Here is a 26,226-nt window from a genome sequence, read left to right as displayed (position 1 = left end):
CCGTTTCGACACGCCCTCCCCGGCGCGTTCCGTGGCGTGTCGGGCGCGCCGGTCACGGGCTCGGCGAGCCGGAGGCGGGTGGCGTGGTGGCCGTGGTTCCGGTGGGCGAGGCGGGCGGCGGGGACGCGGGGGTGAGTTCGCGGTCCGGGTTCTGCTCGATGTGCCGCTCGATCTGGGCGGAGGTCAGGCCGAGGCCGCCCAGGGTCACGTCGTCCCACGCCTGCAGGCGCCGGCTCTCGGGGTCGAAGTACAGTACCGACGCCGCGTACGGGGTGGGCCGGTCGGCGCCCGGGTCGAGTCCGCGCAGGCCCGCGCCGCCGGTGGATCCCTGGACGAACATCCGCGTTCCGGTGTCGGCGAGCCGCGTCCAGCGGCGGTGCCCGTGGCCCGAGAGCACCAGCGGGACCGTGCCGCTGAACGCCTCCCCCTGCAACGGGTCGTGCAGGATCGCCACGTCCACCGGCGGGTCGGCGTCGGCGACCGCCGCCGCCTGCCGGGCGCCGGTCGCGGCGACCGCCGTCTCGTCCGGGTTGTCCCGGGCGCGATCCGGGGTGAACCTGGGGTCGCCGGCGCCGTAGAGCCGCAGTCCGCCGACCTCGGCGATCTCGTCGTCGAGCACGACGGCGTTCGGCTGGTCCTGCACCGCGCGCTGGGTGCCCATGGAGTCGTGGTTGCCGCGGATCCACACGTACGGCACGTCCAGCCGGGCGATCTCGTCGGCGAAGGCGTCCTCCGCGGCGCTGCCCCGGTCGGTGAGGTCCCCCGAGTCGATGATGAGATCGACCTGGAACTGCTCGCTGAGCGAGCGGATGACGTTCCACGCGGCCGGGTTGAGATGGATGTCGGACACGTGCAGCACCCGGATGGTGGTGTCCTCCTCGTCGTACACGGGCAGCGTCGAGGTCGCCTCATAGAGCCGTGAGACATTGCCCACGAGCGTGGCCAGCTGCCCCCGGTACTCGGAGAAGCGGTTGACCACGTCCTCGGCGCTGCCGACGACCTGGGGGGCGCCGGCCAGCAGGCCGGTGTAGCGCGGTTCGGAGATGGCGTTGGGGTTGAAGGTGCCGACCGTCCCCGCGCCGGCCGCGGCGAACAGCACCAGCGCCGTCAGCGCGCTCAACCCGGCTCGGCGCCACGAGCGGAACAGCAGCAGCCCCATGATCCCGGCGCCCGCGACCGAGACCGCCGCCGCGCGCACGAACAGGTGGACGACCCCCTGCCGCACGTCGGCGACGATGCCGTCGGCCAGCCGGTTGATGGCCTCGGGGTTCTCGAACAGCTCCTGGGCGGCGGCCAGCCGGATCTCCGAGATGGTCGCCTCGAACCGCAGCGGCGCCAGGTGCGTGTCGAAGCCCAGCTTGCCGAGCGGCGCCACGTTCACGACGGTCTCCCCGCGCCATGACGGGCTCATGCTGAGGTTCACGTCGGCCGGACCCACCGGGGTCATCACCTGGCCGCCGAGGGCGAGCCCGAGCCAGCCGCCGAGCAGCGCCGCGGCGAGCACCGCCGCGGCCCGCCAGACGCGTCCGCGCCGGAGCCGGGCGAACCCGGCCGCGAGGGCGCGCGGTCGCGGCCGGCGGCGTGCGAACTCGTACAGGGAACGCAGCGTGGACCTCAACCGAGAGAACACGCCTCCATCATCCCCCGCGGTGGCGCTCCGGAAGCGGTCACCCGGATTCCGGCGCGTCAACGCCGGTCGGCCGGCCGGCCGACCCCGGGGGCCGGCGCGCGCCCGCCTGTCGCAGAATGTGAGGCGTGGTCGAACTCACGCGTGCCCAGTTCGAGGAACTCGTCGCCGACGCGCTGGACACCATTCCCCCGGAGCTGGCGCAACACATCGACAACGTGGTCGTCACCGTGCAGGACGAGTCGCCGGAGGGCCTGCTCGGGCTGTACGAGGGCATCCCGCTCACCGAGCGCGGCGACGGCTACGCGGGGGTGCTGCCCGACCAGATCTTCATTTACCAGCGCGAGATCTGCGCGATATGCGACACACCGGAACAGGTGGTGGCGGAAGTCCGGATCACCGTCATCCATGAACTCGCGCATCATTTCGGTATCGATGACGACCGGCTGACGGAACTCGGCTGGGCGTGACGTTCCGTGACCGGCGCCCCGCGGGTCACGTTCGTTGCGGATCGACCACCGGGGAGCGCGCCTGACGGGTCACTTCGCACGCCTCATACCGGGCGCACACCGCACCCGTTGACGATTCCGACATCGAACGCGTTGATCCAACCGCGCGGCGCCGCCCCGAACGGGGACGGTATGTTACCCAGCAGCGACCGAGAGTCACTCAGCGCCAATGATCAAGGAGTCGCCGGGTGGGCAATCCGCGTACGGACAACCCCGAATTCGACGCCTCCGAGCACGGCGCCGCGATCCGCCCGCCCGCAGGCCGCCCACCGGCGGTCCCCGAACGCCCCGCAGCCGCCACGGAGCCGCCGGACGGCGGCGACTGGCGGCGCAGCTACCGCGAGGTGGTGCGGGTCCGCGAGTTCCAGGCCATCTGGGCCGCGCACGCGCTGTCGATGAGCGCCGGATACCTGCTCACCATCGCGGTGTCCGCGCTGGTCTACAGCCGAACCGGCTCCGCGCTCGCCACCGGCCTGACCATGGCCCTGACCTTCCTGCCGCAGATCATCGGCGGGCCGCTGCTCTCGGGGCTGGCCGATCTCTTCCCGCGGCGCCGCGTCATCGTCGTCAGTGAGGTGGCCCGCGGGCTGCTGGTCGCGGCCATCGGCCTCCCAGGGCTGCCGGTCCCGGTGATCTGGGCGCTGCTGTTCTGCTCGATCCTGCCGATGGTGCCGTTCAGCGCGGCCCGGGCGGCTCTCATGACCGACATCGTGCAGGGTGAGCGCTATGTCGCCGGTTCGGCCATCATCAACCTCACCTCGCAGGTGGGCACCCTGGTCGGGCTCGTGGCCGGAGGCGCCCTGGTCGCCCTGCTCGACCCGCACGCCACGGTGCTGGTCGACGGGCTGGCGTTCCTGGTGTCGGCCGCGGTGATCGCCATCGGCGTGCGCGCCCGGCCGGCGCCCGTGGCGGAGCGCGGCGACGCTCCGCGGCCCAGCCTGTGGCGGATCACCCGCGAGGGCACCCGGCTGGTCTTCCGCGACCCGCGGCTGCGCTCGCTCGCCCTGTTCGGCTGGCTGGCCGGCTTCTACATGGTCCCCTACGGGCTGGCCAACCCACTGGCCTCGGACGTCGGAGGCGGCGCCGCCGCGGCCGGCCTCATCATGGCCGGCTCCTCGATGGGGGCGATCCTCGGCGGCCTGGTGCTCACCCGGCTGATCTCCCCCGGACCGCGCCTGCGGCTGGTGGGACCGCTGGCGGTGGCCGCGTCACTGCCCCTGCTGCTCTGGGTGCTGCACCCGCCGCTGTGGGCGATGGTGGCGCTGCTCGCCCTGTCGGGCATGTGCGCCTCGTACCAGTTCGTGGCCAACGCCGCGTTCGTGCTGTGCGTGCCGTCCGACGGCCGGGGGCTGGCGTTCGGCCTGGTCGCCGCGGGACTGCAGGCCGCCCAGGGCGCGGGCATCGTGCTCGCCAGCCTGGCGGCCGAGTTCGTCGACAAGTACGCGGTCGTCGCCGTCGCCGGGGCCCTCGGGGCGGTCGCGGCGGTGGTGCTGGCCGTGCCGTGGTCCCGGCTCGCCCCCGAGACGCTGAAGAGCATGGAGGGCGGTTCAGCCGCGGGGTGACCCCTCCCGGTGGTCGGCGCGCGCCCCGGCCGTGGAGTCGGTCCGGCACGCGGCCTCCCGATGCGGCCGGTGTGCGTCGCAGCCCGGCGACGGCTCGCCGGGCCCCGCCCCAAGGGCGCCGGCGGACCGCCGTGCGTACCCCGGCCAGGCGCGCAGTGTCCAGCTCACAGGTTCGACTTCTTTCCCTGGAAATTGCGGATGATGTGCTCCAGGACCGAGCCGCCCGCTCCCTCCTCCGGCATCACGAGCCACGCGATGACGTAGAGGAGCACGCCGCTGCCGCCGAGCAGGGTGAAGACGGCGAAGGCCAGCCGCACCAGGTTGGGGTCGACGCCGACGAACTCGCCGATCCCGCCGCAGACGCCGGTGAGGATGCGCTTGTCGGTGCTCCGTCGCAGGGATTTCCGGTTCCCACCGAGTTTTTCGTTCATGGCATCCACCCTGCCCGATCCGCGGCTCTCCTCCCATCCGGAACGCCCCTGGCGCTCCCCTGACTCGACCCTGACCCCCCGGGCGCGACACCGGGGCGGCCGGGCGGGAGGCCCTGCCGGGCACCGGGATCGGGCCGCCGTGGTCCGGGAGTACGCTCGCACACCGGGGACATCCCCTTGGCCTGCCACCGGCCGGTGGCGCCACCCGCCCGTCGCTCGCCTCGGAGGTCGCCGTGTCCGACGCTGCACCGTTCCCGCCCCACCGCCTGGTCAACGCCGAAGCGGCGCGCGCCCGGCACGGGGAGGACGCGGTGCGGCTGGTGGCGGACGGCCTGCGGGCCGGCGACCCCGTGGCGGATTCGGTGATCGCCGAACTCGACGCGCTCGGCGCACCGGCGCGAGAGGCCCTGCGCCTGGGCTTGCGCAACGGCCTCGGCACCCTCGACTCCGCGCCCCCGGCCGTCGCCGCGCTGCTGCGGGAGGCCGAGACGCCGTCGCCCTGGGCGGACGCGGAGCTGATCGCGCGGGGCGACACCGTCGGCATGTCCGTGTCGCCGTTCTGGAACACCATGGCGTTCGCGCTCGGCTCCCTGGTGCACACCTACAGCGCGCCCGGCCTGGCCCGGGTGCTGGTCGGCACCGGCCGTCTCACCGCCGCCGCCGGCCGCCGCCTCGCCGAGACCGGCCTGTGGAAGGTGAACGCCGGCGTCCCCGGCGGCTTGACGCGTGGCGCCCCCGGCTACCTCGACACCCTCCAGGTACGGCTGCTGCACGCCCGGGTCCGCGCCGGCACGCTCCGCCGTGGCTGGGACATCGACACCTGGGGCGTCCCCGTCAACCAGGTCGACACCGCGCGGACCTGGCTCGACTTCACGCTCGTCCCCTTCCGGGCGCTCGCCAGAGTCGGCATCACCCTCACCGAGACCGAGGAGGCCGACCTCTACCGTTACTGGCACCACATCGCCCACCTGCTCGGCCTGGCCCCCGAGTTCCACCGGCACGTCCACGACCACGCCACGGCGGCGGCGCTGCTCGACCTGATCGACTCCACCAACGCCGCCCCGGATGACAACTCCCGCGCGCTGGTCACCGCCCTCATCGACGTCACCGCCGGTCCGGTCGGCGCCCGCCTCTCCCTCCCCGAACCGGCGACCCGCACCATGCTCGCCGCCCTCACCCGTCTGATGCAGGGCGACGAGGTGGCCGACGCCCTGCACATCGAGCGGGTCGACATCGCGCCGTTCCTCCCGCTGATCGCCATGGGCAACACCACCACCCGCCGCTGGCAGCGCTTCACCCCCGAGTCCTGGCACACCGCGCTGACCGAGAACACCAAGATCCGCGAGGCCGAGTACAGCGGGGTCACCGGCGCGGAGTACCGCAGCCACCTCGCCGCTCCCGAGCACTAGCCGGCTGGCTCGCCGCCGGCTCCTCCGGGTCGTCTCGCACGGCCATGATCCGGCGACCCGCCGTGCGGAGCGGCACGGCGGCCATGGGCGGCGTGCCTGCGGTACCAGGCCGGGCGACCGCCGGCCGGCGCCCGGCGGCGCGGCTCATCCGCCGCGGGCCTCCCCCTGGCGCGCCGCCGTGAGAACGGCGTCGATCTCCGACTCGTCGAGCACGAGCCGGAACCGGTTGGCGAGGGTGTCGAAGACGTTGACGAACGAACGCCGGCACTCCTGAAGCAGCTCGTCGGCCGTGCCCGGGTCGACCCCGAGCCGGCGGGCGAGCAGCGCCGCCACCTCGCGCCGGGCGTGCGGGTTGGCCAGCACCGCGGCGGGGGCGCTGTCGCGACGCAGCGGAGCCCAGCGGGGGACGTCGGTCGTCGCCCGCACCGTCACCTGATGCGGCAGATCCCGCGACGAAGTGCCGACGAGCAGACGCACCGGTCCATCGTCCAGCACCCGCCGGCCGCGGGTCACGTCCCAGTGGGCGAGGTCGTCGGCGTCGACCGGCACGGTGACGGTTCGCTCCTGCCCGGCGGCCAGCTCGACGCGAGCGAACCCGACGAGTTCTCGCGGACCGGACCGGAAGCGCGGCCGCTCGGGGGCGGCGTAGACCTGCACGACCTCGGCACCGTCACGCGGGCCGGTGTTGCGCACCCGCACCGACACCGTCAGCCGTTCTCCAGCGGCGACGGTGCCGGAGTCGACGGTGACGTCGGACAGCGCGAACGTCGTGTAGGACAGGCCGAATCCGAACGGGAACAGCGGGTCGAGGTCGCGGGCGTCGTAGCCGCGGTAGCCGACCAGCGCGCCTTCGACGTAGACGTGGCGGCCGCCTTCGCCCGGGTAGCCGAGGAACGACGGGGTGTCGGCGAGGCGGCGCGGAAACGTCGTCGTGAGCTTGCCGGAGGGACTGTGCTCGCCGAACAGCAGCGACGCGACGGCCGAGCCCATCGCCTGGCCCGCGTAGAACGGGACGAGCACGGCGTCGACGTCGTCGATCCAGGGCATGGTCACCGCGTCGGGGACGGTGAGCACGACGACGGTGCGCGCCGCGGTGGCGGCGACGGCGGCGATCAGCTCGTCGTAGCCGGGTTCGAGGCCGAGGTCGGCGCGGTCGGCGTTCTCGCCATCGGCGTTCTGCGGAGTGTGCGCGAACACGATCGCGACGTCGCTGTCCTTCGCGGCGGCGACGGCGGCGGCGCGGGCGGCGCGGCGCTCGTCATCGGTGTGCGGGCCCGCCGGGACGCCGGGCAGGTGCGTCACGGTGCCGGGCGCGGACCGGCGTTCGATCTCGGTCAGCGGGACGTCGAGGCGGGTCGGGACCATCCGGGCGCTGCCGAACCCCTGCACGACCGGTTCGACCGCGCCGGTGCCGAGGACGAGCAGTTTCCCGGCGGCGGCCGGTTCCAGCGGGAGGACGCCGTTGTTGGCGAGGAGCACGGTGCCGGCGCGCGCGATGCGCGCGGCGAGGTCGTGGTGGGCGTCGGCGTCGAACGGTGCGGGCGCCGTCTCGTGGGCGGCGACCCGGTCGGCCAGCCGCAGGACCCGGGCGGTGGCCCGGTCGAGCGCCTCCGGCGGTACGGCCCCGGACGTGACGCCGGCCCGCAGGCGGGCGACGCGCTGCGCGCTCTCGGGCATGTCGAGGTCGTTGCCCGCCAGCAGCGACGCGGGGCGGTCGGTGATTCCGTGCCAGTCGGACACGACCAGCCCGTCGAAGCCCCACTCATCGCGCAGCACCCGGGTGAGCAGCCACGGGTGCTGGGCGGCCTGTACGCCGTTGAGCCGGTTGTAGGAGCTCATCACCACCCATGGCGCGGCCTCGCGCACCACGCGCTCGAAGGCGCGCAGGTAGATGTCGCGCAGCGCACGCTCCTCGATCACCGAGTCCATGGAGGTGCGTTCGATCTCGGAGTTGTTGGCGGCGAAGTGCTTGACGCACGCTCCGACCCCGCACTCCTGCAGTCCGTGCACGACGCCGGCGGCCATCACCCCGGTGAGCAGCGGGTCCTCCGAGTAGTACTCGGACGTGCGCCCGGCGAGCGGGGTGCGGCGGATGTTCATGCCGGGGCCGAGAAGCACGCCGACGCCGAACGAGCGGCACTCGGCGGCGAAGGCGCGGCCGAGTTCGCGGGCCGACCGCGGGTCCCAGGTCGCCCCGACCGTCGAGGCGGTCGGGAAGCAGGTCGCCGGTTCCGGGCCGCGAGTGTGGGCGGCGGCGGCACCGCGGCGGGTGACGAGGCTGATGAAGTCGGCGAAGTCGGCGTTGCCGCCCCCGTCCTCGGCGGCCTGCTCCGGTGAGAAGCGCAGCCCGTTCGGGCCGTCGGCCATCACCACCGAGCGGATCCCGAGCCGTGGCACCCCGTGGGTCCGCCACATCCCGTTGCCCGAGACGAGCGCGATCTTTTCGTCCGTGTCGAGCGCGGCGAGGCGCTCATCGTGCGGGGCGCCGGGCTCGCCGCCGGCGGGGAGGTCGGTCTGCACTGCGGGGTCTCCAGCCACGTTAGGTGGATCGGGTCGGGGTCGAGCGAGGCGAGGCGGCGGCGTCACCTGCTCGCCGCCGTGCCTCCGAACGCCGCCTGGTAGGCGGCGCGGCGCTCGCGCTGCCGTGCCGGGTCGGCGACGGGTGCGGCCATGAGCAACCGCCGGGTGTAGGGGTCGGCCGGGGAGCCGGTCACGTCGCGGACGTCGCCGAACTCCAGCAGGCGGCCGCGGAACAGCACCGCCACCCGGTGGGAGATCGCGCGGATGACGGCGAGGTCGTGCGAGGTGAACAGCAGCGCCACCCCGGTGTCGTTCTGGATCTCGATCAGCAGGTCCAGGATGCGGGCCTGGGTCGAGAGGTCCAGGGCGCTGACGATCTCGTCACAGACGATCAGCCGTGGCCGGCGGACCAGGGCGCGGGCGATCGCGATCCGCTGGCGCTGCCCGCCGCTGAACTCGCCCGGGTAGCGGTCCCCGGTGTCGGCGGGCAGCTGCACTCGGTCGAGCAGCACGCGCAGCTCGCGTTCGGCGTCGGCGCGGCGGATCCCCGCCGCGATGACCGGTTCCAGCACGATGTCGCGCACGGTCATCGCCGGGTTCAGCGAGCCTTGCGGGTCCTGGAACACCACCTGCAGCTCGCCGGCGAGGCGGCGCCGGGCCGCGCCGGTCAACCCGCTGATCACGCGCCCGCCGAGCCGGATCTCGCCCGCGGCGATCGGGGTGAGCCCGAGCACGGCGCGGCCGAGGGTGGACTTGCCGGAGCCGGATTCGCCCACGAGGCCGACGGTCTCGCCGGGGCGGACGGTGAGCGAGACGTCGTCCAGTACCCGGGTGATGCCGCGCCGCCCGCCGGAGCGGTTCGGGTAGTCGACGCAGACGCCGCGGACGTCGAGCAGGGGGTCGGCGTGGGTCATCGCGGGGCTCCTTCGGTGCTCCGCGCCGGAGCGGTCCAGGTGCGCGGTTCGGCGTCCTCCAGCGACGCGTCGAGCAGGGTACGGGTGTATTCATGGCGCGGCGTGCCGAACAGCGAGGCGGTGTCCCCCCGCTCGACGATGACACCGTCGCGCATGACCACGACCCGGTCACAGAGGTCGGCGACCACCCCGAAGTCGTGGGTGACCAGGAGCACGGACATGCCGCGTTCGCGCTGCAGGTCGCGCAGCAGCTCCAGGATGTCGGCCTGCACGGTGACGTCGAGGGCGGTGGTCGGCTCGTCGGCGACGATCAGGTCCGGGTCGGTGGAGATCGCACCGGCGATCAGCACGCGTTGGGCCATGCCTCCGGAGATCTGGTGCGGGTACAGGCCGAACACCCGCTCGGGGTCACGGATGCCGACGCGGCCGAGCAACTCCAGCGCGCGGGCCCGGGCCCGGGCGCGATCCATGCCCAGCAGCCGCCGCAGCGGCAGGGCCAGCTGGTGGCCGATGGTGCAGGACGGGTCGAGGTTGCTCATGGGTTCCTGCGGCACGTAGGCGATCCGCCGTCCGCGCAGCCCGGGCAGGGTGCCGGGGGTGACCGGCGCGCCGTCCATGGTGATCCGCCCGGCGGTCACGACGGCCTGCGCCGGCAGCAGCCCGAGCACCGCGAACACGCACTGGCTCTTGCCCGATCCGGACTCGCCGACCAGACCGAGCACCTCGCCACGGCGCACCGCGAACGACACGCCGTCCACGACGGTGCGCAGCCCGTCGCCGTGCGGGTAGGCGACGGTCAGTCCGGAGACGCCGAGCAGCGGATCGGACCCCGCGTCGCCGGAGTCCCCTGCCGCCGCATCGGCGGCGGAGCCGGTCACGGGAGCGGCGGCGGTGCCGCCCGCGGTGGCCGCGGCGCGGGCGCGGCGACGGGGCCGGGCGGGGGCGCCGGGTGCGAGAGCGTCGCGCACCGCGTTGCCGAGCAGCGCGAACGCACCGATGGTCACGGTGAGCAGCAGGCCCGGCCACACCACGCTCAGCGGCGTGCGGAAGATCGCGACGAACGCGTCTTGGACCATCGATCCCCAGGTCACCGAGTCGGCGCTGCCGAGGCCGAGGAACTCCAGGCTGGCCTGGATGCCGATCGCGGTGGCGGTGATGTCGGCGAGCATGACGATGATCGAGCCGCGGATCACCACGAGGATGTGGCGGAACACGATCCGCAGCGGCGACACGCCGGACACCCGCGCGGCTTCGACGTAGGCCTCGTTCTTCACCTCGATCGCCATCGCCCGGACCAGCCGGTAGAGGAACGGCGAGATCAGTACTCCGAACACGGTCATCGACAGCGTCACGTCGGGGCCGATCGCGGCGTAGAGCGCGATCAGCACGACGAGGCTGGGGATCGCGAGCAGCGCCTCGGAGACCCAGGTGAGCAGGCCGTCGGTCCACCGTCCGAAATAGGCGGCGAGCAGGCCGGTCCCGATGCCGACCACGGCGGCGACGGCGACGACCACTGCCGCCCCGGCCAGGGTGTCACGCCCGCCCCAGATCAGCCGGCTGAGCACGTCGCGCCCGGCGCCGTCGCCGCCGAGCAGGTACTCGCCGTTGGGGGCGGCGTTGACCTGGTCGAGCGCGGGCGCCAGCGGATCGTGTGGGGCGATCCAGGGGGCCAGCACGCTCATGGCGACGACACCGATCAGCAGCAGCGCGCTGCCGACGCCCAGGGGGTTTCGCAGGAATCGGCGCAGCGCGCCGGGACGCGCCGCCGGGACGGCCGCGCCGGTCTCGATGCTCATGACAGGCGCACCTTCGGGTTGAGCCAGGCCTGCACCAGGTCGAAGACCAGGTACACGCCGACGATGACGATGACGGTCACGACGACCACGCCCATCAGGACGGGTACGTCGCCGCCGATGGCGGCGGTGGTCGCCAGCGACCCGATGCCGGGCACCGCGAACACCTTCTCGATGACGACGGTGCCGCTGAACAGCGCCACCACCTTCATCGACATCAGCGACAGCCACGGCGAGGCGGCGTTGCGCAGGACGTGGCGGAACAGCACCTCGGTGCGGGACAGCCCGCGGGCCCGCAGTGTGCGCACGTAGGGTTTGCCCAGCTCGTCGGCGACGGCGCCGCGCACCATCGAGGTGACGCGCAGCTCCCCGAGCACGATCGCCAGGGTCGGCAGCACCAGGCCGAGCGCCCATGTCGCGGCGCCGTCGCCGATCGGCGCGTAACCGGTGGCGGGGAACAGCCGCACGTTGATCGCCAGGCCGATCACCAGCATCAGCGCGAGCCAGAACTTCGGCACGGCGCTCAGGGTCTCGGTGACGACCTGCAGCGTCCGGTCGAGCACGCCGCCCTCGCGGACCGCGGCCAGGGTGCCGAGCACGGCGCTGGCCGCGGCGAGCACCAGGATCGACAGGACCATCAGGGCCAGCGTCGCGGGCAGCCGGTTGGCGACGGCGGTGGCCACCGGTTCGGAGGTGAACCAGGACTGGCCGAGGTCGCCGGTGACGGCGTGCGCGACCCAGTCGGCGAACTGGGTGAGAACCGGCCGGTCCAGGCCGAGCTCGGCGGCGCGTTCGGCGATCTGCTCGTCGGTGGCCTGCTCGCCGACCAGGGAGCGGACGACGCTGTCACTGCTGCCGAAGACGGTGAAGAAGGTGGCGCAGGTGACGAGCGCGAGCAGCGCGACGCCGAAGGCGAGCCGCCGGCATAGGAAGCGGATCATGATCAGGGGTTCCCCTCGGTGCGGGGCCGGCAACGGGCGGGCGGGGCGGCCGGCAGGCGGGTCACGAGGCCGGCGCGTAGTAGCGCAGGGGTGGGCCGGCGCTGCCCGGCTCGACCTGCAGCGCGGTCGCCGGGTCGGTGGCGTAGACGAGGTCCACCTGGTACCAGGGGGCGAACCAGGCGTTCTCGACCAGCCAGGCGTTGGCCTCCCGGAATGCCGCCTCCTGGGCGGGACCGGTCGCGGTGCGGGCGGTCTGCATGAGCCGCTCGAACTCCGGATCGGTGCTGTCGAAGACGTTGAGCGCGTTGCCGTAGGCGAGGTTGAGCCCGTCCCAGGCCGACGTCGGGGCCTGCTGGCTGAGGATCAGCAGCGGGAACTCGCCGCTGGACTGGGCGTCGACGGCCATCTGGTCGGGCACCGACCGCCAGTCGACGCTGATGCCGATCGAGGCCAGCGCCTGCTCGACGAACGGCTGGTAGACGCGGTAGCGCGAGTAGTCCATCATCGGCACGCTGAACCCCTCGCCCCAGCCCGCCTCGGCCATCAGCCGGCGGGCCCGCTCGACGTCGTACCCGTAAGCGCTGTCGAGGTCGGGGTCGTAGGCGGGGCTGGTCGCCCCGACGATCTGGGTGCTGACCGCCCCCTGCCCGAGGTCGAGCGCGTCGAGCATGGCCTGCCGGTCGAAGACCAGGTTGATCGCCTGCCGGACGCGGATGTCGGCGAGCGCCGGAGCGACCTCACCGGCGCGGTCGACAATGGCCAGCCCGACCCAGTCGACCCGGTTCGGATGGATCTCAAGGCCGCTTTCGGCGGCGTAGTCCATCACCTGGATATTGAGCCGGCCGCCGTCGATCTGGCCCGAGGTCAGCGCGTTCAGCCGGGCGTTGACATCGGCCAGGACGCGGATCTCGACCTGCTCGTAGGGCCATGCGTCCGGGTTCCAGTACTCGGGGTTGCGGGTGAAGATGTAACGCTCCCCGCGCACGGTGCGGGCGGTGTCGAGCTCGTAGGGCCCGGATCCGACCGGGGACAGCGCGATCGCGGGATCGTCGAGGGCGGCGGGGGAGGCCATCGCGCCGAGCGAGCCGCCGAGGTTGGCCAGCAGCGTCGGGTCGGGCTCGTCCAGCCGGATGACGGCTCGGGCCGGGTCCGGCGCGTCGACCCCGGTGATGGCGGCGGCCAGGTAGTTGTCGCTGCCGGTTCCGGCGCGGAAGTGCTCGATGTTGGCGGCCACCGCGGCGGCGTCGAAGGGGGTCCCGTCGGTGAACCGCACCCCCTCGCGCAGCGTGAGCGTGAGCTCGGTGTGCGTGGCGTCCCAGGACCATTCGGTGGCGAGGTTGGGGGCGACGGAGCCGTCCGGGCGGCGCTCCAGCAGCGTGTCGTAGACCGGGGCCCACAACTGGGGATACTCGCCGTTGGAACGCAGCTCGGCCGGGTCGTAGGAGGGGATGTCGACGACCGTGCCGAGGGTCAGCTGGTCGCGTCCGTGCGAATCGGCGTCGTTCTGGACACCGCATCCGGCGAGCAGCAGCGTCACAGCGAGCAGGATCGCCGATCCCCCACGTCGTGTCGATCGAGTCACTGGACTCCTTCCGGGACGGCTCCTGGCCAGTTCAGACACGCGTCGGAGGGCCGTCATGTTCCCATCATCTAAAGCTCTCCCCAGGTATCTTTCAAACACGCTTTGCCGATTTGGGGCATCACTTAATCCGATGCAACGGGGCGCGATAACCCGCCGCGACCGGCCCGGCCGATCAGGTGACCGTGCGCCGTCCGGTCAACGCCTCCGGGGCGTGCGGCGCGGCGAGCCGATCCGGGCGTCGGGGAGGCGCGCAAGCGGCGCGGAGGTCAGGCCGGGCCGGCGCCGTGGGCGCGGTCCACGCCCGTCCAGGCCAGCGCCACCGCTCCGTCGAGCAGGGCGCGTTCGGCCTGCGCGCCGACGCAGTGCGCGGCGAACTCGCGCTGGTGGTTGGTGGCCGGCAGCGACCCGATCCCGATGTAGGGATGGATGGCCGGCACGACCTGCGACACATTGCCCATGTCCGTCGACGCCCTGTTCATCCGGCCCGCCAGCCCGTCGGGGGCGAACTCGCGCCCCAGTCGCAGGGCGTTGGCCCGGTACGCCGCGAGCGCGCGCTCGTCGGTGCGGAACTCGGCGTACGGCTTGCTCTCCGGCTGGATCTGCAGGGTGGCCCCGGTCGCCAGGGCGCCCGCCTCGAAGCAGCGCAGCACCTTCGGCTCGATTTCGGCCAGCTCGGCCAGGGTCTCCGCGCGCACGTACCACCGTCCCGAGGCGGTTTCCGGGATCGCGTTGGGCGCCGAGCCGGCGGAGGTCACGATCCCGTGCACCCGCGCGCTGGGCGGGAGCTGCTGGCGGAGCAGGCCGATGGCGACCTGGGCGACGGTGAACGCGTCGGCCGCGTTCACCCCGTCCTCGGGATAGGCCGCCGCGTGCGCGGACCTGCCGCTGTAGGAGATGCGGGAGTGGCTGACCGCGAACGGCCGCGCCTCCGCGACGTCGACCGGTGCCGGGTGGACCATCATCGCGAGGTCGACGTCGCGGAACGCGCCGCGGTCCAGCATCTCGATCTTGCCGCCGCCGCCCTCCTCGGCCGGTGTGCCGTACACCTCGACGGTCAGGCCGAGATCGTCGGCCACCTGGGCCAGGCCGAGCGCCGCGCCCACCGAGGACGCGGCGATCAGGTTGTGCCCGCAGGCGTGCCCGAGCCCGGGAAGCGCGTCGTACTCGGCGCACAACGCGATCCGCAGCGGCCCCGAGCCGTACCTGGCGAGGAACGCGGTCTCCAGCCCCAGGTAGGCCGCGGTCACGGTGAAGCCGCGGCGATCGAGCAGCCGCGGGACCGTCGCGGCGGCGTAGTGCTCCTCCCAGGCGGTCTCGGGCCGGGCGTGCAGGGCCGCCGACAGCCCGATCAGCTCCTCGGCCGCCCGGTCCACGGCGGCACGGACCGCGGCCTTCTCGCGGGTGACCGCACTCGGCATGGGAACCTCCTACAGGTCGCCGGGGACGCCGTACGACGGGGCGGTCGAGGGCCGCAGCCCGCGCCGGACGTAGTCGTCGCGCTGCGGCAGCCAGACGTCCAGTGCCTCGGCCAACCGGTCGATCGGTTCCGCGGCCCAGTCGACCCTCAGGTCGGTCACCGGCCACTCCACGTCGGCGACGACCGCGAGACCGGCGGAGTGCACCGGCCCCTCCTCGCCGCCCGCTTCGGCCGCCGCCCGCAGCGCGGCGAGCAACCGCTCTTCGAGCTCGCCCGTCGCGGACTCGAAGGCGTCGACCATGACGGCCGGGAGTTCGGCGCCGCTGAGCAGGTTGCCCGCGGACACCGAATGCGTACCGACGGCGGCACCGGAGGTACCAAGGGTGTGCGCACCGCTGAACCAGGCGGCCGGCCCGGACGGCCCGATCGCGGTCAGCTGACGGTACTGAAGATCGGTCGCGCTCTCGCCGACCTCCCGCAGGGCCCGCGGGGCATCGCCGTGGGCGGCCAGGCGGTCGAGGATGCGTCCGCCCAGGCGGGGGTCGGTCACGTTCTGCGAGGCCGCGGCGCCGGCACCCGGCCTCAGGTGGAGGCAGCGTGCGGCCACCGCGGGGCTGGAGGAACTGACGGCCATCCCGAAGCGTCCGTCCTGCCGGGCCGCGATGGAGAAGGTCATCGGCCGTCCTCCGGAATGACGGCGATGGCGTCGATCTCGCACAGCCACTCGGGGCGTGCCAGCGCGGAGACGACGACACCGGTGGAGACGGGGTGGACGCCCTTGGTCCAGCGGCCGACGGTCCGGTAGACGGTCTCGCGGTAGCGCGGGTCGACCAGGTAGATGGTCAGCTTGACCAGGTGTTCCATCCGGCTGCCCGCCTCCCGGAGCAGCGTGTCGATGTTCGCCATCGCCTGCTCGGCCTGGGCCCCGACGTCGCCGATCCCGACCGACTCACTGGTGTCGAGGTCCTGTCCGATCTGGCCCCGGACGTAGACCGTGTTGCCGGCGACGACGGCCTGGCACAGGTCGTTGTCGAGGTTCTGCTCGGGATAGGTGTCGCGGGTGTTGAACGGGCGGATGCGGATGTGGGTCGGCATCAGGCTGCTCCGGTCGGGTTGACGGTCGGTTCGGGGTGCCGGTCGAGCCGGGAGGCGGCGGCGCCGGGAGAGTGCGGGTCGAGCGCGTCGCCGGCATAGGCGAGGTAACCGCGCTGGATCGAGATGTGCTCGGCCACGTACGCGGCGTCGTGCCAGACCCCCCAGATGAAGCTCGACCCGCGCCGCGACAGCCACGGCAGGCCGAGGAAGTAGACCCCGGGCTCGGCGGACACGCCGCGGGAGTGCCGGGGCCGGCCGTTGTCGTCCAGGGCGTCGACCTGCAACCAGCCGTAGTCGGACCGGAAGCCGGTCGCCCAGATGATCGTGGTGATACCGGCTTCGGCGAGGTCGAGCTCGAAGATCGGGTCGGCCACGCAGTCCGGATCGGGTCCGAGCGCGCGGGCCTGCGGCTCCTCGGGCAGGTCGAGCCCGTTGCGCGCGATGTAGGCGTCGGCCTCATCGAGCAACGCCAGGTAGCCGGCGTCGCCGTTCGCGATGTTCTCGCGCAGGTCGTCCGCGAAGTGCATCCGCCCGCCGTCGAACGCGCGGGTCACGCCGACGAGGGTGATGCCGCCCGCCGCGAGGGCCCGGAAGTCGACGGTCCGGCCCCCCTGGGCCCCGCTGACCGCGATCGTGACGTGCTCCGCCCCGCGCGGCGGAGCCGCCGCGTCCCATTTGTTGAGCACTCCGAGCCACCAGCAGAAGTCACGGCCCCGGTACCGCCGAGGCGGCCGGTCGTGCGGGCCGACCGACAGGTAGACCTTCCGGCCGGAGCGTTGCAGCTCGTCCGCGATCTGGACGCCCGACGATCCCGCCCCGACCACGAGGACGGCGCCTTCGGGCAGCTGCCGCGGGTTGCGGTAGGAGCTCGAATGCAACTGGGTCACGTCGGCGTCTTCGGGGACGATAGGGGGGATGACCGGGGTCTGGAACGGTCCGGTCGCCGCCACCACGAACCGGGCGTCGATCGTGCCGTCCGAGGTCTCCACCCGGAAGCCGGGCCGTCCGATGTTCCGCCGCACCCGCTGGACCTCCACGCCACAGCGGATCGGCGCGGCGATCTTCTCCGCGTACGCGACGAAGTAGTCCGCGATCTGGTCCTTCGCGGCGAAACCGTCGGGATCGACGTCCTCGAACCGCAGACCCGGGAAGCGGTCGTGCCAGGCCGGACCGTTCGCCACGAGGGAGTCCCAGCGTCCGGTGCGCCAGCGCTCGGCGATGCGATCACGCTCCAGCACCAGGTGCGGGATGCCGCGCGCGCCCAGGTGCTCGCTCATGGCCACCCCGGCCTGTCCCGCGCCGACCACGAGAACCTCGGTCTCGCAATCCGCCATGTGATTCTCCGTTCCACTGGTCACGACTTTCGCGCCGCGGCGAGCCGCACCGGCGACGCGACCGCCGACCATCCGAGTCTCGGGGAATCCAATGCAACAGGCCAGAACATGTTTTTGAACCCGTGCATCGGATTCGCCGATGCAATCGGGCACGCTTCGGCCGGCCGGATCGCGCGGACCGGCCGGATCAGGAGTGCGGAGCGCGGGCGTTCCCACCCGGCCGGGCGGTCGCCGACCCGAGTCGTTCGACCACCGCTCGGGCGCTGTCGGTGACGGCACGGGCCCGGGCGGTGCACCGCACCGCCTCCATCCACGCCACCACCACCGACAGCGACGGCACGTCGTCCGCGATGGGGCGCGACTCGACACGCCCGCCACCGTAGGTGCCGTCCAGCACCGGCCGCTGATTCAGCAGCGAGAAGCCCAGCCCTCGGGCGACCATCCCACGGACAGCCTCGACGCTGTGCGACCGGTAGGCGACACGGGGCTGCGCACCGGCGGCGGCCAGCAACTCGCGGAAGTACTCGCGGCTGTGCGGCAGGTCGAGGAGCACCATGGACTCATCGGCCAGGTCGCGCAGCCGGACCCGCGACAGCTCCGCGAGCCGGTGCCCGGGCGGCAGGATGACGTACGGCGGCGCCTCAGCGATGACCTCGCGCGCCACCCCGGGCCCGAGCCCCAGGTCGTAGGTCACGGCCACCTCGACGGTGCCGCTGCGCAGCGCGGCGCTCACGGCGGCCGCTTCGAGTTCGAGCACCTCGACTTCGAGCCCCGGACGGTTCGCGCTCAGTTCCGCGAGCAGGTCGGGCATGACGAACGGGACGAGCGTGACCATGCACGCCAGCCGAATGTGCCCGCGCACGTCGTCACCACGTCCGCGCGCCGCGTCCAGGACTTCGCCGAGGTGCGCGAGCAGGCCGCGCACATCCCGCAGGAACTCCTCCCCCGCCGCGGTCAAGACGAGCCCCCGCGCGTGCCGGCGAATGAACAGCGGGGTGCCCACCTGCCGCTCCAGCTGCGCGACCGCCGCCGAGACCGCCGACTGGGCGACCCGTAGCTCGTCGGCCGCCTTCGTCATGCTCAGCACGGTCGCGGCCTCGACGAAGTAGCGAAGCTGCGTGAGGGTCACATCCGGTTGCCGTGTCACGGCAGCACCCCCTCAGCGGAACCGACACCCCCGAACACGCCCACCCGATCGGGGCGCCCCCGCACCGCGAGCGTGATGACGAGCCGTCGCCTCGATGCCATCACCAACCCCCGCCGGAACCCGAACCGGCCGGCGCACCTGCCCGAACGCCCGGCATGCGCGGCCGATCATCACCTCAGCCGTTGCCGAGCCGGACGACAACGGTACATCAGATTCACCGTCGGGCTTCGGCTCGGCCCCGGATACCGACTCCGGCCAGTGTCATGTGTTCCAAGACGTATTGGTCTCATTACATGGGCAATTACCCATCGATCAATGGCACGCATCCCTTTGACACGCGCCGGTTGGTCCCCGGTCGTGAGATAGGGAGGCAGATCACCGATGGCCGGCATCGAATATGCATCGAGGACACCGGAAATGGACGTGACCGCGATCAGGATCCACAGCCCGGGATTGACGATGAGCAGGAGGGACGCGATCCCGGATATCGCAAAAAGCGGACGAGGTCACTGCTGATCAGACGGTCGCGCGTTGCGACGGCATGATCCCGGCCGTGATCGCGGGTGCCATGGCGCCGGCCATCCGCGCCGCGACGGCGTAGGCCCCCCCCCCGCAGAGGGCGCCCGGTGCCCGGGCACCCTCCCGCCGTCTCCCGGCGCCGCGCCCCCCGTGGCCCCCGCGTCCCCGCTGGAGCCGTCATACCGCCGAGCCGCGCCGACGAGGCGAGCCACGCCCGGGGAACCACGGGGTCGGCTGCTCCGCTGTGCATCCGCTGTGGTAGTCCGGTAAGGTAACCGATGGTGGTGAATCCTGGCTTCGAGCCGAGACCACCACGGGCCATTAGCTCAACTGGCAGAGCAGCGGACTTTTAATCCGCGGGTTCAGGGTTCGATCCCCTGGTGGCCCACCTATTCTCGCAGGTCAGAGCATATGCGGCTTGAGTTGAAGGCTTCGGTCTTCATTGCCGGTCGCTCCAGGTTGCTCTTTCGTTCACCAATACTGATTGCATTGGTGCGGGAAAGCGCCGCAAAGCCTGAGGTTGTTCTCCACAGAGCATCCCGAGCCAGCCGGTCTCCATCATTCTTCAACTGATTGTCGAAGAAGAACTCCGGTCCGGACTTGGATGCGGCACAGAGACGGCTCTGTGATTTCAGGGCGCCATATTCGCCATGATCCGGACAGCGGCTGCCGTGGTCGCCCCTGTGGTTGTTCTCGCCAAAGGTCACCAGCTCGGCCAGCAGTCTCGGCGGTTGACGCGTTGCCTGGCCGAGGCGGGGGCCGCGCCCGCGCCGCCCCATGTTCGCTGGCCGGCCCCGGCGCGGTGGTTCAGCCAGCATCGCCCTCGGCTCGCCACAACTCCAGCAGACCGGCAGCAAGCACCCGCAACTTCTCCTGCCCCGCCCCGGCGAACTCGGCTACCGCCCGCTCCACCAACTCGACTGCTTGACCTCGCCGCCCTTGCTGCCAGCACACGAGCGCCAGACCGAGGAGAGCGTTGGTGTGGCCGGCGTCGATGGCGCGGCGGTAGACCTTCTCGGCTTCCTCGAAGCGCTCCTGGTCGGCGAGCAGGTTGCCGAGGTTGTTCAGCGCTCTGGTGTCGCCGACGTCGGCGGCGCGACGGTAGACCTTCTCGGCTTCCTCGAAGCGCTCCTGGTCGGCGAGCAGGTTGCCGAGGTTGTTCAGCGCTCTGGTGTGGCCGGCGTCGGCGGCGCGACGGTAGAACTCTTCGGCTTCCTCAAAGCGCTCCTGGTCGGCGAGCAGGAGGCCGAGGTTAAACAGCGCTTCGGTGTCGCCGACGTCGGCGGCGCGGCGGTAGAACTCTTCGGCTTCCTCAAAACGTCCCCGGTCCGCGAGCAGGTTGCCGAGGTTAACCAGGGCGTCGCTGTCGCCAGCGTCGATGGCGCGGCGGTAGAACTCTTCGGCTTCCTCAAAGCGCTCCTGGTCGGCGAGCAGGAGGCCGAGGTTGTTCAGCGTGTAGGTGTTGCCGGCGTCGATGGCGCGGCGGTGCCAATCCTCGGCCTCGATCAGGCGGCCGTCATGCTCAGCCCAGTAGCCCATAATTTGCATCGCACCGGGCTCCCCGGTGTGCGCGAGGGGTTCAACGACGGCCAGAGCGAGGTCGTGGTGGCCAGCGTCGTCGGCGTTGAGGGCGATGATTAGGCGTTCGACCACGCCGGCGGCGTGGTCGAACGCGGCCTCCCAAACCGGTAGCGGGACAGGGGCGGTGGTGGCTTCGACGAGGTAGTCGAAGGCACGCCAGCACCCCTCGCCTTCGGCGGGGACGAGCAGGCCGCTGGCTCCCAGGTCTCCCGGGCGGCAGGCCCACGCCAGCGCCTGGCCGAAGGGTTCGGGGCGCAGCACGGCGGCTTCGGCCATGTAGACCTCATGGATCTGTTCGAGCAGCGCGGGTGGGGGCGGTGAGCAGGCCGGTACGGGCCAGATCCACTGCGGCGGCGACCACGGCATGCCCACGCGGATGCCCGCCGCGCGCGGTGGAACGCCGGGCCTCACGCCACGCCTTCACCAGTTCGGGCCCGGCCGCGAGGTATTCGGCGATGCCGTGCAGCCCATGGCGGGCCGCTGCCTCGGACAGTCGTTCGTCCCCGGCCGCGGCGGCGCGCGCGACCTCCTCCAGGCTCCAGACCCGGTCCAGGTTCACCCGGGTGAAGCGCCGCAGCAGCGCGGCGGCGGTCTCCCGCTCACTCCGCGTCCCTGTCCGGGACCCGTCATCGCGGAGGGGGATGTCGCGGTAGGTGTCGGCGTACTCGGCGCGCAGCGTGGCCGCCACCACCACCCCACATCGAAGAAGTTCATTCAGCAGACGTTCGGTCAGCCCGTGCTCGCCCAAACCGAGGAAGCGGTTCAAATCGTCCAGCCACACCACCGCCCCCTCCGCAGGACGCGTGGCGGCCAGATGGGCGGCGAGGTCGCGCAGGTCATCTCCCGGGGTGGGGGCGTACAGGAGACGACCGGGCAGGGTCTGCTGGAGGGCGTGCAGCGTGGCGCGGGTCTTGCCCGCGGTGGAGTCGCCCTCCACCAGCACCGCCCCACCCCGCTCACCCGCACGCGCCAGGAACCGCTGCAACGTGGCGTCAATATCGCGGGGGACATAGGGCGGCAGATCGGTGCCATCCTCCGCGGAGCGTCGGGCCGGGTGCACCCCCAGCGCACGTGGGCTGGCCTCGGCCACCCGCACCGCACGCCCTGCCCACCCCGTCCCTCTCTGCCCAGCCTCGGGCGCCGGCTCCGCGAGTGCGTGGGTGATGTGGATGTGCCCGGCGTGGTAGGTGTCGCCGTGGCGGCCGGCCTCCTGAACCGGTGAGTGCACCGTTTGAGCCTGCACCGCCGCGCTGCCGCTGCTGGAGCCGATCCGGTTCGAGGTGGCCGCATCCTCCGGTCGGGCGGGTTCGGGGCGCGGCTGGGCGCGCGCCAGGATCACGGCGAGTACCAGCGAAGGGACCGCGGTGACGAAGGATCCGGCCCCGGCGATCCAGGAGAGCCGCTCCAGATCGGTCATGGAGAGGGCCACGGCCAGCCCGGCACACGCCAGGGTCGCCGATCCGCCCACCCACACCCACATCCACCGCATGTCCCTGATTCTGCCGAACCCGTCTACCGCGGCGATTTTCCGAACTGGCCAGGTCCGGCCAGGAAGGGCGGGCACACCCGTGAACACTCACCTACATCGTGGTGTGCCGCAAGCGGTGTCCTGGCCGCGGCATCTCGGCCGGGATGCCCCAGGTCGCTGTTCACCCACGTCGACGGCGTAGCCGAAGCCCTGACCGGAGAAAAGCCGGCTGGCCGCTTCGCGCGATCAATTACAAAAGCGAACCGTTCCGGCTTCTCTTGGTTTCCCTATTCCGCCAATGAAAGGTTTTTCCATGCCCATTAGGGTGACCGCGCGGGAGATGCCTGACATCCCCGCGAATGACGGCGCGGTCACGCGACCCGGGACCGACGGGGCGTCGAACCGGTTCCGGTTCTTTCTCGGCCCGAAGCCGGATGGGGGCCAGGCCGCGGCGGCGGCCTATAGGGCCACCGGTGGGTGCGCCTCTCGCGCTCCACCGGCATCGCCGACTTCGGACGGCTCCTGGCGAGGCTTCCCCACGAAGAAGCCCTCCGACGAGCCGAACGCGCCGCGTCATCGCCGCCCTCCGAGCCCGACGCCCTGCCCACGCCGGAGGAACGCCTCGCCCTCTTCGCCTCCGCCCGCTCGCCCCGCCTGCGCCGTACACCGGTCCCGCCGTCCTTCGCCACGCCATACGGCTACGACCGGCACGGGACCACGCACATAGAGTTCACCGACATGCACGGCTGGCCCGGCGAGATCACCACGCCCGGACACATTGGCGAGGAGCAGCAGGCGGCTGCGGTGCGCCGGGCGCTGGGGCGCAATCTGACCACGTGACTGTTGATGGAACAGACGCTCGTCCGCTCCGACAACCTCACGGCACCGCGCGCCGCTCGTCGGCGCATGAACCGCAGGCGCCCGATCTCGACCCCCGTCCGCTACATCGAACTGTGACGCGCCCGCATCGAAGAATCCGAACGAAGCGCGAGCACCTCAACGCGCACGTACCGGCACCGCTGGGTCGTACGAGGGGACTGGCGCAGCCAGTACTACCCCTGTCGCGGTGACTTCGGGGGATCGAACCCTGAACCCGCGGATTAAAACTCCGCTGCTCTGCCAGTTGAGCTAATGGCCCGTGGTGGCCCCGGCTCGAAGCCAGCATTAACCACCCTCGGTTACCTAACCGGGCTACCACAGCGGATGCCCAGCGGAGCAGCCGACCCCGTGGGCCCTCGGCGTGGCTCGCCTCGTCGACGCGGCTTGGCAGCGCCTTCGCGCGTGGCGGCGCCGACTCGGCCGTCGAGGCCACATGGTCTGGGCACCAGATGGCAGAAGAAGGATGCCCGGAAGCCGGGCGCCCCTCTTCCTTGCACTGGTCGGTCAGGCCCTGCAAAGCGCCGTGTTGGGACGTATGTTCCGAACGCCCCCGACACCTGCCGTCCCTGACCGGCATTCCACATGTGGTTCGCCGGGGTGCTCACCCTTGTCCTGCCGACGGGGCTCCTGTCTTGTGCGGGACTGGAGAGGGCACGCGCGAGTCGGCCCGGATGGCTTCGCTTACGGCGCGTACGGCGCGTGTGACGCTCGCCGCCGTGGCCGTGGCGGAGGGCTGCTCGGATTCGTAAACGAATGCGGTGGCGCCACGGCGGCTTCCGACGTAGTCGACGATGCCGTGCTCGATCTGCGTCCGCAGCGCCTGTTCATATCCGTGACGCTCGTATGTGCCGGAGTCGGCGCCGGCGATGGGTAGCACATGCGTCGTGAGCCGTTGCAGCTTCGGGCGCAGACCCGACTCGGCCGAGAACTCGAAGGCCCAGCCGTTGACGAACACGCGGTCGATCCACCCCTTCAGCAGCGCCGGCATGGACCACCAGTACACGGGGAAGACCAGGACGAGGTCGGTGGCGCGGTCGAGACGGCGGTGTTCGCGGGCGACATCGGGAGGGTGGTCGCCGCCTTCGTGGTAGGCCCGGAGGTCTCCCGGCGTGAACCTGGGGTCGAATCGCTCGCGGTGCAGGTCCGCCACCTCGACCGCCCGAGGGCGCAGGGCCGAGACGAGTCGTTCTGCCACGTGGTGAGTCAGCGAGTCGGCGTCCGCGTGTGCCGTGACCAGCAGGGTGAGTGCGTTGCTGTCGTCAGTGCTCATCTCAGTGCCTCCGTCCACGGGTGGACTCAAGGCCGTCTCCGTCGAAGTATCGAGTGAGGTTCGGACCGATCGAACCGGACCCGGCTCGGCCTGGAGGCGGCTCGTATCGGTGTGTCGCGCAGCCGGGGTCGAGCGGCGATTCCGCGACCGTCCTGCCGGTCGCACCGGGAACGAGGTGGGGCTTCTGCGTCATGACGACCACTGAACACGTACCGGCCACACGATTACATGGGCAAGAAGCGGCAATACCTTTGCGATCGTCTATCATGTGGGTGTGGACGTTACCAGTGACCTCCTCCGCGGGGTGCGGGCTCGCGGCTCCCTGTTCGGTAGTTCGACGCTGTCACCGCCCTGGTCACTGCACTTCGTGGACGGTGCGCCGCTGACCCTGTGCACCGCTCTCACCGGGGCGGGCTGGATCGTGCCGGAGGGGCATCCGCCCGAACGTCTCGGCCGCCACGACACAATCGTGGTGCGTGGTCCGACGACATTCACCTTCGTCGACGAGCCCGGCAGTACGGCAGAGCCCGTCGCCTGCGGGCAGCACTGCGCGACGCCCGAGCAGGGTGGCACGCGGCACCGTCTGGGCTGGCACGATCCCGGCGAAGGGGGCGGTGACGACCGTGGTGCGACGACTTTGGTGGTCGGCGCCTATCCGGTCCACGGCGAGATCAGCCGGTCGTTGCTGGAAGCGCTGCCCGTCGTGCTGCGCGTGGACGCCGGAGATACCGGTGACCCCGTGCTGGACCACCTCGCCTCCGAGGTCGCCCGCGACGAGCCGGGCCAGCAGGTCGTGCTCGACCGGCTCCTTGACTGGATGCTGGTCTGCACGCTGCGCACCTGGCTGGACCGGCCCGGCGGTCACCCCCCGGCCTGGTGGACCGCCCAGAAGGACCCGGTGGTCGGCCACGCGCTGCGCCTCTTGCACACCGAGCCCGCGGCGCCATGGACGGTGGGCGAGCTGGCCCGGCGTACGGGGGTGTCCCGCTCGACACTGGCGAAACGATTCGCCGATCTGCTCGGCGAGCCGCCGCTGGCCTATCTGACCCGCTGGCGCATGACGCTGGCGGCGGATCTCCTGGTCGAGCAGGAATCCTCGACCGTCGCTCATGTCGCCCGCGCCGTCGGCTACACCGATCCGTTCGCGTTCAGCGTGGCGTTCAAGAGACTCCGGGGCACCAGCCCGAGCGAGTTCCGCCGCATGGCCGAGGCCCGGCCGGCAGCGGATCAGACCGGCGGCGAGTTGCGGAGGGCGGCGTCCGCGACCCATTGAAGGTCTTCGTGAGTGGCGGCCTGATCGGGCCGAGCAGATGACCACCAAGGCTGCGACCGCACCTTCGAGGTCGACGTCGGGGACACGCTGCTCACCCGGTGGGCCGGCTTTGCGGGACCGGGAGTCTAGTCGGCCCGCCCGTGGGCCGCGTGTGCCCAGACGTCCAGCAGTCGGCCTGCGGAACCGCCGATCGGGCCGACGCTGTCGGCCAGTGTGGCCGCGTCCGGGAGACGCGCCGCCTCGATCGCCGGTACCGCGTCCGCGGCGTCGTCGATCGTGGACGAGCACACCGCGAGCAGGTGGTCGGGGACGGTCAGCGCGGGATCGACGCACCCCACCACCGGGGTGCCGACAGCGGTGACCATCGGGAACACCGTGCCCGGGATACCGATGGCCGCCTCGGCGCGCGCCGATGCCTCCAGCGTCGGCACCGAGCTGATCTCGTACTGGTCCCAGAGGCTACGGTCCTCTCGGGGGTGGAGGCCGACCAGGATCGATTTCCCCGACTCCTGCAGTCGCTTCGCGGACGCCAGTAGCAACTCCGTGCCGGGCGCCGCGCCACCGGTGCCGTCCGGGTGGGTCACGCTGGTGACGACCAGCACCGATCCCGGCTCAGGTGTCCGCACCGGCAGTGTGTCGGTCTGCGGTGAGCCGACGACGCGTACGGGGCGCCGGGTTCCGAGGTAGCCGGCGAACGCGCGGGCTTCCGCCCGAGACGACGACGTGATGGCGCGTAGCCGCCCTCGGAGCCGCCGGGCTCCGGGGGCCTCCCCGGGGCCGAGATAGGCGAGCGAACTGGCGACCGTCGGCGGCCGCCGGAAACGCGCCGCGCACTCCAGCGGCCAGTCGCCCGCGCCGGTCACCACGAGCAGGTCGGCGGGCGGCGCGTCGGCCGGTGCCGCGACCGGCACCGGGTCGTCCGGCGAGATCTGTGACACGTCGGGGACCAGTTGTG

Annotated in this window: 22 protein-coding genes and 2 tRNA genes; 6 read left to right on the top strand and 18 right to left on the bottom strand. The window is 72.1% G+C overall.

The window, feature by feature from the left end; all coding sequences use genetic code 11:
* Positions 1-52: 52 nt before the first annotated feature.
* On the bottom strand, positions 53-1,597 hold the full coding sequence (locus ACFQRF_RS15500; RefSeq protein WP_379872084.1) for a metallophosphoesterase: 1,545 nt from the start codon (positions 1,595-1,597) through the stop codon (positions 53-55).
* A gap of 158 nt (positions 1,598-1,755) precedes the next feature.
* On the opposite strand from ACFQRF_RS15500, the gene ACFQRF_RS15495 reads away from it, so the two are divergent.
* Both ACFQRF_RS15495 and ACFQRF_RS15490 read left to right on the top strand, forming a co-directional pair.
* Positions 1,756-2,097 carry a metallopeptidase family protein gene (locus tag ACFQRF_RS15495; RefSeq protein WP_379871804.1) on the top strand — a complete coding sequence of 114 codons (342 nt, stop codon included), beginning with the start codon at positions 1,756-1,758 and terminating at the stop codon, positions 2,095-2,097.
* Positions 2,098-2,324: 227 nt separating this feature from the next.
* Complete coding sequence (locus ACFQRF_RS15490; protein WP_379871803.1) at positions 2,325-3,698, top strand: MFS transporter; 1,374 nt, start codon at positions 2,325-2,327, stop codon at positions 3,696-3,698.
* A gap of 164 nt (positions 3,699-3,862) precedes the next feature.
* On the opposite strand, the gene ACFQRF_RS15485 is transcribed toward ACFQRF_RS15490, so the two are convergent.
* Positions 3,863-4,129, bottom strand: coding sequence for a PspC domain-containing protein (locus tag ACFQRF_RS15485; protein ID WP_379871802.1), 267 nt, complete (start codon positions 4,127-4,129; stop codon positions 3,863-3,865).
* A gap of 233 nt (positions 4,130-4,362) precedes the next feature.
* Between ACFQRF_RS15485 and ACFQRF_RS15480 the strand changes: the two genes are divergently transcribed.
* Positions 4,363-5,538, top strand: coding sequence for an oxygenase MpaB family protein (locus ACFQRF_RS15480; RefSeq protein WP_379871801.1), 1,176 nt, complete (start codon positions 4,363-4,365; stop codon positions 5,536-5,538).
* 144 nt (positions 5,539-5,682) lie between these two features.
* Here ACFQRF_RS15480 and ACFQRF_RS15475 read toward each other — a convergent pair whose 3' ends face one another.
* The 10 genes from ACFQRF_RS15475 to ACFQRF_RS15430 all read right to left on the bottom strand — a co-directional run bounded on the left by ACFQRF_RS15475 (position 5,683) and on the right by ACFQRF_RS15430 (position 18,281).
* Positions 5,683-8,058, bottom strand: a complete 2,376-nt coding sequence (locus tag ACFQRF_RS15475; protein WP_379871800.1) for a glycoside hydrolase family 3 C-terminal domain-containing protein — start codon at positions 8,056-8,058, stop codon at positions 5,683-5,685.
* 62 nt (positions 8,059-8,120) lie between these two features.
* Positions 8,121-8,972, bottom strand: coding sequence for an ATP-binding cassette domain-containing protein (locus tag ACFQRF_RS15470; protein WP_379871799.1), 852 nt, complete (start codon positions 8,970-8,972; stop codon positions 8,121-8,123).
* A complete protein-coding gene (locus tag ACFQRF_RS15465; protein ID WP_379871798.1) occupies positions 8,969-10,768 on the bottom strand; it encodes an ATP-binding cassette domain-containing protein in 1,800 nt (599 codons plus the stop codon). The genes ACFQRF_RS15470 and ACFQRF_RS15465 overlap by 4 nt, the downstream gene beginning before the upstream one ends.
* Positions 10,765-11,706 (bottom strand): ABC transporter permease, encoded by a 942-nt coding sequence (locus tag ACFQRF_RS15460; RefSeq protein ID WP_379871797.1) that lies wholly within the window; start codon positions 11,704-11,706, stop codon positions 10,765-10,767. Before ACFQRF_RS15460 ends, ACFQRF_RS15465 begins: the two co-directional genes overlap by 4 nt.
* 61 nt (positions 11,707-11,767) lie before the next feature.
* Positions 11,768-13,288 carry an ABC transporter substrate-binding protein gene (locus tag ACFQRF_RS15455; protein WP_379871796.1) on the bottom strand — a complete coding sequence of 507 codons (1,521 nt, stop codon included), beginning with the start codon at positions 13,286-13,288 and terminating at the stop codon, positions 11,768-11,770.
* 266 nt (positions 13,289-13,554) lie between these two features.
* Positions 13,555-14,706 (bottom strand): M20 family metallopeptidase, encoded by a 1,152-nt coding sequence (locus ACFQRF_RS15450; protein WP_379871795.1) that lies wholly within the window; start codon positions 14,704-14,706, stop codon positions 13,555-13,557.
* 9 nt (positions 14,707-14,715) lie between these two features.
* Positions 14,716-15,381, bottom strand: coding sequence for a DUF1028 domain-containing protein (locus tag ACFQRF_RS15445; protein WP_379871794.1), 666 nt, complete (start codon positions 15,379-15,381; stop codon positions 14,716-14,718).
* Positions 15,378-15,800 carry a RidA family protein gene (locus tag ACFQRF_RS15440; protein ID WP_379871793.1) on the bottom strand — a complete coding sequence of 141 codons (423 nt, stop codon included), beginning with the start codon at positions 15,798-15,800 and terminating at the stop codon, positions 15,378-15,380. The genes ACFQRF_RS15445 and ACFQRF_RS15440 overlap by 4 nt, the downstream gene beginning before the upstream one ends.
* On the bottom strand, positions 15,800-17,134 hold the full coding sequence (locus tag ACFQRF_RS15435; RefSeq protein WP_379871792.1) for a flavin-containing monooxygenase: 1,335 nt from the start codon (positions 17,132-17,134) through the stop codon (positions 15,800-15,802). The genes ACFQRF_RS15440 and ACFQRF_RS15435 overlap by 1 nt, the downstream gene beginning before the upstream one ends.
* 187 nt (positions 17,135-17,321) lie before the next feature.
* Positions 17,322-18,281 (bottom strand): LysR substrate-binding domain-containing protein, encoded by a 960-nt coding sequence (locus tag ACFQRF_RS15430; protein ID WP_379871791.1) that lies wholly within the window; start codon positions 18,279-18,281, stop codon positions 17,322-17,324.
* A gap of 834 nt (positions 18,282-19,115) precedes the next feature.
* Between ACFQRF_RS15430 and ACFQRF_RS15425 the strand changes: the two genes are divergently transcribed.
* Positions 19,116-19,188, top strand: a tRNA-Lys gene (locus ACFQRF_RS15425).
* 1 nt (position 19,189) lies between these two features.
* Here the strand turns inward: ACFQRF_RS15425 and ACFQRF_RS15420 are convergent.
* The 3 genes from ACFQRF_RS15420 to ACFQRF_RS15410 form a co-directional block, all read right to left on the bottom strand.
* Positions 19,190-19,507, bottom strand: coding sequence for a hypothetical protein (locus ACFQRF_RS15420; protein WP_379871790.1), 318 nt, complete (start codon positions 19,505-19,507; stop codon positions 19,190-19,192).
* Positions 19,508-19,607: 100 nt separating this feature from the next.
* Positions 19,608-20,657, bottom strand: coding sequence for a tetratricopeptide repeat protein (locus ACFQRF_RS15415; protein ID WP_379871789.1), 1,050 nt, complete (start codon positions 20,655-20,657; stop codon positions 19,608-19,610).
* A 7-nt stretch (positions 20,658-20,664) separates the two neighbouring features.
* Entirely contained in the window at positions 20,665-21,870 is a 1,206-nt protein-coding gene (locus tag ACFQRF_RS15410; RefSeq protein WP_379871788.1) for a hypothetical protein, read from the bottom strand.
* 456 nt (positions 21,871-22,326) lie between these two features.
* Here ACFQRF_RS15410 and ACFQRF_RS15405 point away from each other — a divergent pair, with 456 nt between their 5' ends.
* Positions 22,327-22,689 carry a hypothetical protein gene (locus ACFQRF_RS15405; protein WP_379871787.1) on the top strand — a complete coding sequence of 121 codons (363 nt, stop codon included), beginning with the start codon at positions 22,327-22,329 and terminating at the stop codon, positions 22,687-22,689.
* Positions 22,690-22,916: 227 nt separating this feature from the next.
* Here the strand turns inward: ACFQRF_RS15405 and ACFQRF_RS15400 are convergent.
* Positions 22,917-22,981, bottom strand: a tRNA-Lys gene (locus ACFQRF_RS15400).
* Between the two features lie 348 nt (positions 22,982-23,329).
* The gene (locus ACFQRF_RS15395; RefSeq protein ID WP_379871786.1) at positions 23,330-23,998 is read right to left on the bottom strand and encodes an NAD(P)H-dependent oxidoreductase; all 669 of its coding nucleotides are present in this window, start codon (positions 23,996-23,998) and stop codon (positions 23,330-23,332) included.
* 274 nt (positions 23,999-24,272) lie between these two features.
* Here ACFQRF_RS15395 and ACFQRF_RS15390 point away from each other — a divergent pair, with 274 nt between their 5' ends.
* Positions 24,273-25,271 carry a cupin domain-containing protein gene (locus ACFQRF_RS15390; protein ID WP_379871785.1) on the top strand — a complete coding sequence of 333 codons (999 nt, stop codon included), beginning with the start codon at positions 24,273-24,275 and terminating at the stop codon, positions 25,269-25,271.
* 125 nt (positions 25,272-25,396) lie between these two features.
* On the opposite strand, the gene ACFQRF_RS15385 is transcribed toward ACFQRF_RS15390, so the two are convergent.
* Positions 25,397-26,209, bottom strand: a complete 813-nt coding sequence (locus ACFQRF_RS15385; RefSeq protein ID WP_379871784.1) for a hypothetical protein — start codon at positions 26,207-26,209, stop codon at positions 25,397-25,399.
* Between the last annotated feature and the right edge of the window lie 17 nt (positions 26,210-26,226).

The sequence above is a fragment of the Marinactinospora rubrisoli genome, assembly GCF_042664915.1.
Taxonomy (GTDB): Bacteria; Actinomycetota; Actinomycetes; order Streptosporangiales; family Streptosporangiaceae; genus Marinitenerispora; species Marinitenerispora rubrisoli.
Note: the sequence above shows the minus strand (reverse complement) of the source record. Positions and strands in the feature narration are given on the sequence as shown.

Excerpts from the sequence above, each read along its gene's own strand:
- ACFQRF_RS15485 (WP_379871802.1), bottom strand. The coding sequence starts at position 4,129 with ATGAACGAAAAACTCGGTGGGAACCGGAAATCCCTGCGACGGAGCACC.
- ACFQRF_RS15470 (WP_379871799.1), bottom strand. The coding sequence starts at position 8,972 with ATGACCCACGCCGACCCCCTGCTCGACGTCCGCGGCGTCTGCGTCGAC.
- ACFQRF_RS15465 (WP_379871798.1), bottom strand. The coding sequence starts at position 10,768 with ATGAGCATCGAGACCGGCGCGGCCGTCCCGGCGGCGCGTCCCGGCGCG.
- ACFQRF_RS15460 (WP_379871797.1), bottom strand. The coding sequence starts at position 11,706 with ATGATCCGCTTCCTATGCCGGCGGCTCGCCTTCGGCGTCGCGCTGCTC.
- ACFQRF_RS15450 (WP_379871795.1), bottom strand. The coding sequence starts at position 14,706 with ATGCCGAGTGCGGTCACCCGCGAGAAGGCCGCGGTCCGTGCCGCCGTG.
- ACFQRF_RS15445 (WP_379871794.1), bottom strand. The coding sequence starts at position 15,381 with ATGACCTTCTCCATCGCGGCCCGGCAGGACGGACGCTTCGGGATGGCC.
- ACFQRF_RS15440 (WP_379871793.1), bottom strand. The coding sequence starts at position 15,800 with ATGCCGACCCACATCCGCATCCGCCCGTTCAACACCCGCGACACCTAT.
- ACFQRF_RS15435 (WP_379871792.1), bottom strand. The coding sequence starts at position 17,134 with ATGGCGGATTGCGAGACCGAGGTTCTCGTGGTCGGCGCGGGACAGGCC.
- ACFQRF_RS15415 (WP_379871789.1), bottom strand. The coding sequence starts at position 20,657 with ATGGCCGAAGCCGCCGTGCTGCGCCCCGAACCCTTCGGCCAGGCGCTG.
- ACFQRF_RS15410 (WP_379871788.1), bottom strand. The coding sequence starts at position 21,870 with ATGCGGTGGATGTGGGTGTGGGTGGGCGGATCGGCGACCCTGGCGTGT.
- ACFQRF_RS15395 (WP_379871786.1), bottom strand. The coding sequence starts at position 23,998 with ATGAGCACTGACGACAGCAACGCACTCACCCTGCTGGTCACGGCACAC.